Source organism: Pseudomonas sp. LBUM1671, assembly GCF_059695685.1.
The window spans coordinates 4,271,319-4,282,500 of sequence record NZ_CP166782.1; the positions used below are offsets into that span (position 1 = coordinate 4,271,319).

Consider the following 11,182-nt stretch of genomic DNA (forward strand, 5'->3'; position numbering starts at 1 on the left):
GCGGCGTCCTCACGGGCCCTATCGCGGGCAAGCCCGCTCCCACAGTGATTTGTGTGATGCCAGAGATTGCAGCTTCACCACAAAACCCTGTGGGAGCGGGCTTGCCCGCGATAGGGGCCAGTCCATGCAACCTAAATCTCAGGGCTTGAAGCCCTGGGACAACAACCAACTGCGAACCACTCGCCCCTGCTGCTCCGTCAACCCCGCCAACGCCTGCTCGGCCGGTTCGGACCGCAATCGCCGCACCAACGGCGCCAGCTCCACCCCTTGCACATGCCAGATCCCCAGCGGCTGATCCGCCGTGATCACCACCTCGGCCTCATCCACAAACCCATCTTTCAACACCGGCGCCCGCTCAATCCTCAACGCCGCAAAATCCGCCTCGGCATGGGCCACTTCAGCATCCGGCCACTGCCGCCGCGCCTGCCAGAACGGCTGCGCCAACCACCGCTGCTCATCGGCATAAAAATCCCGGCCAATCCGCGCAAAGCGCAAAAACAGCTGCTCCACCCGCTGCTGATGAAACCGTTGTGCCAGCGCCGCCCGTTCTGGCTTACGCAACAACGTGTTGATCACCGTGGGCGCCTGCAACGCTGAAGACAGCGACTGAAAAATGCCATTGCCCGACAGCGGATCCACCGCCATCGCGGCATCGCCCACCCGAATCCAGTGATCGCCGCACACCTGTGGACTCAAAATCGCCGTGCTGCTGCGCGCATGCAGCTGAAGATCGAGCTCAGGCCCCGCACCGAAAAATTCACGCGCCAACGCCGAGCCCTGACGTCGCGCGCGACAGTAATCCAGCAACTGCGCCTTGCCCGGCAATTCGGCGCTGGCTACGTCCACCGTCCATTGCCAGTAGCACTGGCCGTCGGCCCGTCGCGCCATCCAGGCCCAACCGTCCTCAAGGCTTTCCACCGCGCTGGCGGTGCTGCCCGGCGTGCCTTGCCAGCGATTGAGCAGGCTGACCGTCTCCGGCCCGCGCAGGCCTTTGCCGAGCGCGGGGGCCTGACGTCCACGGGCCTCCACCAGAAAATCCGCATGCAGCGCCTCGCGCCCTTCAATCTCGACCCGATGTCCGGTCGCCGAGGTCTGAACGCTCAGCACCCGACCTTCGACCAACTCGACGCCCGCCAGTCGCAGGTCCTCGCGCAAGCCTCGGTCGAAGCTCGGACGGTCCAACAGAAATTCGATGTTTTGTGCATGTTGCTGACCGTTCCACGACACCTGCCGCTGGGAAGGCAACGCCGCATCCGCCAACGCCTGATGCAGGCCCGCACCGCGCAATGCCTCCAACACCCGAAGCGAAACGCCTTCCAGCGCCGCAAACCGGCGCCACTCGCTGACCAGGGTCACGGCATAACCGAGCCGCCGCAAACCCAGGGCGACCGCCGCCCCGGCGGGACCGGCGCCAAGAACCAGAATCATGCGCCGAAGCGCCGTTCAGGGCCGCGATACCGGGCATTCTCGCGCAGCCATTCGATGATGTGTTCGTTGCTCGCGTCAGGGTGTGCGACCAGGAAACCCGCAATGTGCCCGCTCAACGCCGCGCACCCGAGACTCGCGCCCGACTGTCCCGGATAGGTCCCATGCACGCACGCCGCAAAATCGGCCTGGGCACTGTTGAGCCACGACCATTCATGCTCGGCGCAACGCGCATCGCCGGTGACGCGCAGCACCTGCGGATAATTCGCCGGAAACACGCCCTCGCCCTGTGCCGGGCTGGAGGCACACAGCAAAATGCCCCGCGCCACCGCTGCCGCGCAGGCTTCGCGCAACAGGCTTCGATCCTGGCGTAATCCAAGGCTCAAATTGATCAGCCGAACGTCCTGCGCCACCAGCCAGTCAATCGCGGTAGCGATCTGCAAGGCGCTGGTGACGCCACGCTGGTCAAACACCTGGCCCACGCAAAACACTGCCGAAGGCGCCCGGCGGCCGATGGCCTCGATCACCGCGCTGCCGTGGCCCAGCGGGTCATCGCGCAAGTCGCTTTCGGCCAGGCCATCCTCCAGCAGCGAGAAGCGTCGTCCCGCAACCACTTGCACCCGTTGCGCCGCCGAATGTCCACTGTCGACCACGCCAATCCGCAACTCAGGCTTCATGCAGCACCGTTTTTGAAGTGAGCACGCCGTCGAGCAATTCAAAGCGCAAATCAGCATCGGCCAGCGTGGAAGGTCGATGGCTGATCAGGATTCGCGTACGCCCGGCAAACAGACGGTCGATGGCTTCGATGACTTCGCGCTCGGTGGCTTCATCCACCGCCGAAGTGGCTTCGTCCAGCACCAGAATCAGCGGATCCTGCAACAGCGCGCGAGCGATGGCGATACGCTGTTTCTGCCCGCCGGACAGCTGCTGGCCGCGCTCGCCCAGCGGGCTGTCGATACCTTCGGGTAACGACTCGATCAGGCTGTCCAGTTGTGCCAGTCGCGCGACCTCGGCAATCGCTTCACTACTGGCGTCCGGCACCGCGTAGGCAAGGTTGTCCGCAAGGCTGCCACGAAACAGCACGATGTCCTGACTGACCACGGCAATCCGCCGACGCAGTTGGAACAGGTCCAGTTCTCGCAGATCCACCTCTCCCAGTAGCACCCGGCCGGATTGTGGATCGTGATGACGTTGCAGAAGATCGACGAGCGTTGATTTACCGACGCCGGAGCCGCCGCTCAGGGCGACTTTCAAACCATAAGGGATTCGCGCTTCGATGCCGCGCAAGGTCGTCGGGCGACCGGGATGGCTGAAGTGCACGTCGTCAAATCGCAACTCGCCGGAGGTCGGCATCGGTTTGGGTTCAACCGGTGTCAGCACCGTCGGTTCTTCACCACGCAATTCCATGACCCGACCGAGGCTGACGGTCATCCGCTGAATCGCGACATAGAGCCCGAGCAGACTCTGAACCGGCCCGACCGCCATCCCCAGATACGTGGAAAACGCAATCAGCGCGCCCAGTTGCCAGGTCCCCTGCACCACCCAATAACCGCCAATCAAAAACGCACAGGCGCGGGACAATGACGTCAGTGTGCCGGGCACTGCCTGGGTGAAAAACTCGGTGACTTGCAGGCGCAGCAACTGGCTCATGTAGCCTTGACCGAGCGACTCCAGCCGACGCGACTCACGTTGTTGCTGGCCGGCCGACTGGATGAATTTCATCACCGGCAAAGTCTCGACCATGAACGAGGACATGTCCGCCGAGCGCTCGCGCAACTGCCGCACATCGCGCTCAACCTTGCGCCGCATCCAGCGCAGCCAGAGCACGTCGAGGGGAATCAGCACCAGCGCCAGCAGTGAAAGTTTCCACGACAGGGTCAGCAGCATCGCCACCGCAACCACCAGGCCAATGACGCTGGATACCGCCGAAAACAGTGAATCCACAGCGAAGCGCTGGATCTCCGCGACGTCGCCATCGAGGCGCGACATCAGATCACCGATGCGCCGCTGCCCGTAAAAACTCGGCGACAGGGTTTGCAGATGCCGATAAAGGTCATCGCGCAGCGAGAACAGAATCCGCCCGGACAGTCGCGTGTGCAGGTAGCGATTGATCCCCGACAGCGCCGTGCCAAGCAGCCCGGCGAGAATCATCAACCCGGCAATTAGCACCAGCATCGGAAAGTTTTTGGCCAGCAAGCCATCGTCGATCAGCAGCTTGGTCAGCCACGGTTGCACCAGCACTAGCGACGAGGCGCAGACCGACAAACCGAGCAGCCCGGCAATCGCCAGTCGATGCGGGCGAACAAAGCTGTAGAGCCAACGCAACGCCGCTTGCAGGGTTTCGGGGTTCTGGCTGTCGATCAGCCGAACGATCAAGCGCTGCATCACGAGCGCAACTGTTTGAGCTTGCGATACAGGGTCGCGCGGCTGATGCCCAAGGCGTCGGCGGCGGCCGAGACGTTGCCGTGATGGCTGTCCAGGGACTGGCGGATCAGCTCCAGTTCGTTTTCGCGAATGCTGCCTGATGCCGGGCGTTCGGTGGCGGTCAGTTCGTCGAGCATGCTGTCGGGCAAGTGGTCGAGGGTGAGCACCGTGTCACCGGGTTCGCGCATGGCCAGCGCGGTACGCAGGACCATTTCCAGTTGGCGGATGTTGCCCGGCCAGTGATAGCCGTCAAGCAAGCGACTCAAGTCGTCATGAAGGACCATCGCCGGGGCATCAAGTTTGGCCAGCAGACGAGCGACCAAACCGCTGAAATCCTCACGCTCGCGCAGGGCCGGGAGCATCACGCTGATGCCGTTGACCCGGTAGAAAAGATCTTCGCGAAAGTGCTTTTCTTCAACCAGGCGTTTGAGGTCGCGGTGGGTGGCGCAGATCAGTGCAACGTCGATGTCTTGTTCCTCGCCGGCACCCAGTGGCGCGACTTTGCGGTCCTGTAATACGCGCAACAAACGCGCCTGCAAGGCCAGTGGCATATCGCCGATTTCATCGAGAAACAAGGTGCCACCGTGGGCCTGTTGCAGGCGACCGATCATGCCGCCACGACGGGAGCCGGTGAAGGCGCCTTCGCGGTAGCCGAACAGTTCCGACTCGATCAGGCCTTCGGGGATCGCCGCGCAATTCACCGCAACGAAGGGCTTGTCACAGCGGGTTCCGGCCATGTGCAGTGCGCGGGCGATGACTTCTTTACCGGTGCCGGTTTCACCGAGCAGCAACACAGGCAATTCATTGGCCAGCCCTTGGCGAGCCATGCGCAAGGCCCGGGCGTAACGGACGTTGCTGCCGGCAAGGGATTCGAGATCCGGCTGTGGTTTGGCGGTTTTGGCGGTGGTGCGCGGCGGCGTGCTGACATTGATCGAACGTTGCGGCGCACGCAGGGTTTTGTAGAAGAATTCGCCTTTGGCGGTCTGCAAACTACCGACGCCACCTTGATGCAGACGCGACAGCAATTGCAGGCCGTCGACACCCAGAAACTCTTCGCAGCGTCGACCGACCAGCGCCGAACGCTCGGCACGCAGCAACTGACAGGCCTGGGCGCTGACCGCGAGGATCTGCCCGCCGAGGCTCACTGCCAGCAGGCCCTGCCAAGGGGATTCGAGGTATTGCCGACGGCTGTGGAAGGCCAGGACGATTTCGTCCGGATAACTGGCGTTGAACACGCGGCTTTCGATCTGGCTGACGGCCATGGCCAGCAACGCGGTGCTGTCATGCACGCGGCCGAGCGGGCCTTCGCGGGTCAGGTCGAGAACGCCGAGAATGTCGCCTTGCGGGCAATGGATCGGCACCGACGTGCAGGAGAAATCGCTGAGACGGTCGAGGTAATGTTCGCCGCAATCGATCATCGTCGGTCGCGCTTCGACGAGTGCGGTGCCCAGTGCGTTGGTGCCGCGAGCGGCTTCGCTCCAGCAGGCGCCGAGGGTGATGTCTTGCAGGCCGCTGCCCTTGAGGCGATCGGCGCGACCTTCGACAGCCAGGATGGTGGCATCGGAGTTGGCGAGGATGATCAGGCCTTCCTTGCCTTGGCGCTCGGCGAGGTAATCGATCGCCGGCAATGCGGCGTCGATCAACAGCCGATTGCTCGCCAACAGCAGGTCGAGGCTGGCACTCGATTCCAGCGCCAGTTCGTGCTTGGCGTTGAAATGCACGCCATGGCTGAGACTGCGCCGCCACGACGCATCGATTTCGGCGCGCAGCACGCCATCGGGGACTTCGCCCTCGAGATGGAGTTTTTCCCGGGCGAGCCGGGCTTCGCGGTGAAGCGTGGGAGGAGTTGTTTTTATTAGCGTCATCAAGCGCTCCGGATCGGTCCGCTTTGCGCTTATTCAAGATCAGCGCCCTGCCGCAATCTTTACGTTAACGTCAGGGCGATGGCAAGTGCCTTATGGCGCTTGTGTTCTGTCAGGTGGACCGCGTTATCGTTCTTCGCGGGCAAGCCCACTCCCACAGATGACCGCACTCCTCTGAAAGAACGCGGTCACCTGTGGGAGCGGGCTTGCTCGCGAAGGCGATCTATCAGACACCATCAATCCTTGATTGCTTAGACGTGTGGATCGCCCGGTGCCTTGCTCGGCGTGGCGTATTGCGGCTTGAGATGGCCGTCCTGATCGAGCAACCAGGCGTCCATGATTTGCCGCACGACCGGGCCGGCGACACGACCACCGGCCTCACCGTTTTCGATCATCACCGAGATGACAATCTTCGGGTGTTCAGCCGGAGCGAAGCCGACGAACAGAGCGTTGTCGCGGTTACGTTCCAGGGTCTTCGCCCGGTTGTAGCGCTCGCCCTGCTTGATCGCGACGACTTGCGCGGTACCACTCTTGCCGGCGATGCGGTACTGAGCACCCTGTGCCGCCGCTCGGGCAATCCCGCGGGCGTCGTGCATCACCATCTGCATGCCATGGTTGACCTGCTCCCAGTCACGCGGGTCCTTGAGCAGGATGTTCGGCATCGGATGCTCGTCCACCGGCGCAACACCGTCCACGGTCTTGGCCAGGTGCGGCCGGTTCCACACGCCTTTGTTGGCGATCAGCGCGGTGGCCTGGGCCAGCTGCAGCGGCGTGACCTGCATGTAACCCTGGCCGATGCCGAGGATGACCGTCTCGCCCGGGAACCAGGCCTGACGGCGCGTGGCACGCTTCCAGGCCTGGGAGGGCATCAGCCCGGCTGACTCCTCGAACATATCCAGCGAGACTTTTTCGCCGAGCCCGAACATCGCCATGTAGTCGTGCAGGCGATCGATGCCCAGCTTGTGGGCAAGGTCATAGAAGTAGGTGTCGTTGGAGCGCATGATCGCCGCGTCCATGTCCACCCAGCCGTCGCCGCTGTGGTTCCAGTTGCGGTATTTGTGATCGAAGTCCGGGAGTTGGTAGTAGCCGGGATCGAAGACGCGAGTCTGAGGGGTGACAACGCCGGCATCGAGACCGGCAATGGCCACCTCGGGCTTGATGGTCGAACCCGGCGCGTAAAGGCCGCGCAGGACGCGGTTGAACAGCGGCCGATCAATGGAGTCGTGCAGCGCCGCGTATTCCTTGAAGCTGATGCCGGTGACGAACAGGTTCGGGTCGAAGCTGGGCTTGCTAACCATCGCGAGCACTTCACCGGTCGACGGGTCGAGCGCCACCACTGAACCACGACGATCGCCCAAGGCTTCCTCGGCCGCTTCCTGAAGTTTGACGTCCAGGCTCAGGACTATGTTTTTGCCGGGGATCGGATCGGTGTGCTTGAGCACTCGCAGTACGCGACCCTGAGCGTTGGTTTCGACTTCTTCGTAACCCACTTGGCCATGCAACTGCGACTCGTAGAATTTTTCGATGCCCGTCTTGCCGATGGACTGGGTGCCGCGATATTCCACCGTATCGAGGGCTTTGGATTCTTTTTCGTTGATGCGACCGACGTAGCCGATCGAGTGCGCGAAGTGCGCGCCCAACGGGTAGTGACGAACGAATTGGGGCTCGACATCGATCCCTGGCAGACGGAACTCGTTGACCGCGAGTACCGCGATTTGCTGTTCACTGAGCTCGTAGAGCAGGGTGACCGGCACAAACGGGTGGCGCGCCTGCTTCATGGCCTTGTCGAACAGTGTCCGATCCTCGGCGGGCAAATGCAGGAGATTGACCACCTCATCCAGTTCTTCTTTGACGTCGGAGGCGCGTTCGCGGGTGATGGTCAGGTTGAAGCTGGGCCGGTTGTCTGCAAGGACTACACCGTTGCGGTCGTAGATCAGCCCTCTCGCGGGGGTGATTGGCAGGACATGTACGCGGTTGTTTTCGGAGATTGTGGAGTGATAGTCGAATTCAACCACTTGCAGGACATACATGCGCACCACTAGTGCGCAGGTAATAGCGACGACAAACAGGGCGCAAGCCATCAGTCTCTTGTTGACCAGGCGCGTCTCTTTTTCGTGGTCCTTGATGGGTATCGGTTGGGGCATTTCTGCAGCAGCTCTTTGACTAAAAAAGGGGGCACCGATCCGTAGGCTTTTCATCAGTCCGTTAAAAAACGAGCTGCACCATACCAAAAACCAAGCGGTCACTTTAGCCCGATTTTCTCGAACGGTTGTCCTTGAGGGCCAAAACGACAGTCGGTTTTTTCTGTAACTCGTGCGTTTTGTTCAAGATTGATATTCCGATTCATGCATTTTTCTTGCAGGCGGGCCTGTAGATACTGGGTGCATGTCATTCCATTTCGTTTTCTGGGAGTCTTTTCATGCATCCGCGATTTCAACGATTAGTCGGTTCGAATGGGTTTTCCATCGGACTGGAACTGCCACTGGATAACGATTGGTCCAGCGATGGACAGCGGCTGCGGATTGCTGAAGATCGGCCGTTCGGAGTTCCGGATTTGAAGCAGCACGCGGCGATGGCGCGTTTGGCTGACAATGCCGGTTTTCGCGCCCTTTGGGTACGTGATGTGCCGGTTTACGACCCCAACTTTGGCGATGCGGCACAGGTCTTCGAAACCTTTTCCTACCTTGGGTATCTGGCCGGGATCACCGACAACATCATGCTCGGCACGGCGGCAGTTGTGTTGCCGTTGCGTCAGCCTTGGTTAACGCTCAAGGCAGCGAACAGTGTTGATGAACTGAGTGATGGGCGTTTGTTGCTTGGGGTGGCCAGTGGTGACCGGCCGATGGAATATCCGTTGTTTGGGGTGGATTACGATCAGCGCGGGGAGACTTTTCGCGACACGGTTGAGTTGATACGCAGTCAGGGTGAAGGTCGATTGCCTGAGGGGGCTCGATTGCTTCCGGAGCGCGATCACTCTGCGCCGTTACTGGTGGCAGGTCTGGGCCAGCAATCACCAGCATGGATTGGTGAACACATGGATGGCTGGCTCGCCTACCCTGGAGCGCCGGATGAGCATCGGCGTCGAGTGGAACTGTGGCGGGAAGTAGGAGGTGATAAACCTTATATCAGCTTTGTACACCTGGATCTGGCAGCTAATCCTCATACCCCCATGCGACGTGTGCGCTTCGGTGGGAGTTGTGGACGGCTGGCCTTGATTGATGAGCTTCAGGCGTTACGTGAGGCAGGTGTGCAGCATGTCGGCTTGCACGTGCGTCGTAGCGAACGCCCTGTGGCGGAGGTTATTGAAGAAATAGCAGAACACGTACTGCCGAAGTTTCACTAACGACGCAGACGGATCCTGGGGCAGTTATCAGGCTGCCCTTTTCTTTGCGCCACTTTCCTGCGGGCAAAACAAAACCCCAACTGCTTTCGCAATTGGGGTTTCGGAATTTAATCTTGACGATGACCTACTCTCACATGGGGAAACCCCACACTACCATCGGCGATGCATCGTTTCACTGCTGAGTTCGGGATGGGATCAGGTGGTTCCAATGCTCTATGGTCGTCAAGAAATTCGGTAGCCAGGTCGTGGGCCCTTGCGGGTTCACGCTCCAGCGAATGGGTATGTGACAGCTTGGTGTTTTGTGAGTATCTCGAACTTTCGGTTCGTTTCGTCTTCACACACCGCAATCTGGTGCTCTTTCGCCTTTGGGCTCGAAGCAAGCAAATTGCTTGGGTGTTATATGGTCAAGCCTCACGGGCAATTAGTATTGGTTAGCTCAACGCCTCACAGCGCTTACACACCCAACCTATCAACGTCGTAGTCTTCGACGGCCCTTCAGGGGACTCAAGGTCCCAGTGAGATCTCATCTTGAGGCTAGTTTCCCGCTTAGATGCTTTCAGCGGTTATCTATTCCGAACATAGCTACCCGGCAATGCCACTGGCGTGACAACCGGAACACCAGAGGTTCGTCCACTCCGGTCCTCTCGTACTAGGAGCAGCCCCTCTCAAATCTCAAACGTCCACGGCAGATAGGGACCGAACTGTCTCACGACGTTCTAAACCCAGCTCGCGTACCACTTTAAATGGCGAACAGCCATACCCTTGGGACCGGCTTCAGCCCCAGGATGTGATGAGCCGACATCGAGGTGCCAAACACCGCCGTCGATATGAACTCTTGGGCGGTATCAGCCTGTTATCCCCGGAGTACCTTTTATCCGTTGAGCGATGGCCCTTCCATACAGAACCACCGGATCACTAAGACCTACTTTCGTACCTGCTCGACGTGTCTGTCTCGCAGTCAAGCGCGCTTTTGCCTTTATACTCTACGACCGATTTCCGACCGGTCTGAGCGCACCTTCGTACTCCTCCGTTACTCTTTAGGAGGAGACCGCCCCAGTCAAACTACCCACCATACACTGTCCTCGATCCGGATAACGGACCTGAGTTAGAACCTCAAAGTTGCCAGGGTGGTATTTCAAGGTTGGCTCCACGCGAACTGGCGTCCACGCTTCAAAGCCTCCCACCTATCCTACACAAGCAAATTCAAAGTCCAGTGCAAAGCTATAGTAAAGGTTCACGGGGTCTTTCCGTCTAGCCGCGGATACACTGCATCTTCACAGCGATTTCAATTTCACTGAGTCTCGGGTGGAGACAGCGCCGCCATCGTTACGCCATTCGTGCAGGTCGGAACTTACCCGACAAGGAATTTCGCTACCTTAGGACCGTTATAGTTACGGCCGCCGTTTACCGGGGCTTCGATCAAGAGCTTCGCGTTAGCTAACCCCATCAATTAACCTTCCGGCACCGGGCAGGCGTCACACCCTATACGTCCACTTTCGTGTTTGCAGAGTGCTGTGTTTTTAATAAACAGTCGCAGCGGCCTGGTATCTTCGACCGGCATGGGCTTACGCAGTAAATGCTTCACCCTCACCGGCGCACCTTCTCCCGAAGTTACGGTGCCATTTTGCCTAGTTCCTTCACCCGAGTTCTCTCAAGCGCCTTGGTATTCTCTACCCAACCACCTGTGTCGGTTTGGGGTACGGTTCCTGGTTACCTGAAGCTTAGAAGCTTTTCTTGGAAGCATGGCATCAACCACTTCGTGTTCTAAAAGAACACTCGTCATCAGCTCTCGGCCTTAGAATCCCGGATTTACCTAAGATTCCAGCCTACCACCTTAAACTTGGACAACCAACGCCAAGCTGGCCTAGCCTTCTCCGTCCCTCCATCGCAATAACCAGAAGTACAGGAATATTAACCTGTTTTCCATCGACTACGCTTTTCAGCCTCGCCTTAGGGACCGACTAACCCTGCGTCGATTAACGTTGCGCAGGAAACCTTGGTCTTTCGGCGTGGGTGTTTTTCACACCCATTGTCGTTACTCATGTCAGCATTCGCACTTCTGATACCTCCAGCAAGCTTCTCAACTCACCTTCACAGGCTTACAGAACGCTCCTCTACCGCATCACCT

At 59.7% G+C, this 11,182-nt stretch carries 6 protein-coding genes and 2 rRNA genes (1 of these 8 running past the window's edge); 1 reads left to right on the forward strand and 7 read right to left on the reverse strand.

Features of this window, described 5'->3' with window-relative positions; translation table 11 throughout:
• Nucleotides 1-138 precede the first annotated feature (138 nt).
• The 5 genes from qhpG to mrdA form a co-directional block, all read right to left on the reverse strand.
• Entirely contained in the window at nucleotides 139-1,428 is a 1,290-nt protein-coding gene (gene qhpG / locus ACA060_RS19700; RefSeq protein ID WP_497312667.1) for a flavin-dependent monooxygenase QhpG, read from the reverse strand.
• Complete coding sequence (qhpE, locus tag ACA060_RS19705) at nucleotides 1,425-2,102, reverse strand: subtilisin-like serine protease QhpE (RefSeq protein ID WP_497312669.1); 678 nt, start codon at nucleotides 2,100-2,102, stop codon at nucleotides 1,425-1,427. The genes qhpG and qhpE overlap by 4 nt, the downstream gene beginning before the upstream one ends.
• Nucleotides 2,092-3,810, reverse strand: a complete 1,719-nt coding sequence (locus tag ACA060_RS19710; protein WP_497312671.1) for an ABC transporter ATP-binding protein — start codon at nucleotides 3,808-3,810, stop codon at nucleotides 2,092-2,094. The genes qhpE and ACA060_RS19710 overlap by 11 nt, the downstream gene beginning before the upstream one ends.
• Nucleotides 3,810-5,714 carry a sigma-54-dependent Fis family transcriptional regulator gene (locus ACA060_RS19715; protein ID WP_497312673.1) on the reverse strand — a complete coding sequence of 635 codons (1,905 nt, stop codon included), beginning with the start codon at nucleotides 5,712-5,714 and terminating at the stop codon, nucleotides 3,810-3,812. The genes ACA060_RS19710 and ACA060_RS19715 overlap by 1 nt, the downstream gene beginning before the upstream one ends.
• Nucleotides 5,715-5,962: 248 nt before the next feature.
• The gene (gene mrdA, locus ACA060_RS19720; RefSeq protein ID WP_497312675.1) at nucleotides 5,963-7,855 is read right to left on the reverse strand and encodes a penicillin-binding protein 2; all 1,893 of its coding nucleotides are present in this window, start codon (nucleotides 7,853-7,855) and stop codon (nucleotides 5,963-5,965) included.
• Between the two features lie 275 nt (nucleotides 7,856-8,130).
• On the opposite strand from mrdA, the gene ACA060_RS19725 reads away from it, so the two are divergent.
• Entirely contained in the window at nucleotides 8,131-9,054 is a 924-nt protein-coding gene (locus ACA060_RS19725; protein WP_497312677.1) for a TIGR03571 family LLM class oxidoreductase, read from the forward strand.
• 111 nt (nucleotides 9,055-9,165) lie between these two features.
• Here ACA060_RS19725 and rrf read toward each other — a convergent pair.
• Nucleotides 9,166-9,281: ribosomal RNA gene (rrf, locus tag ACA060_RS19730) — 5S ribosomal RNA — on the reverse strand.
• A gap of 173 nt (nucleotides 9,282-9,454) precedes the next feature.
• Nucleotides 9,455-11,182: ribosomal RNA gene (locus ACA060_RS19735) — 23S ribosomal RNA — on the reverse strand (it continues 1,164 nt past the right edge of the window).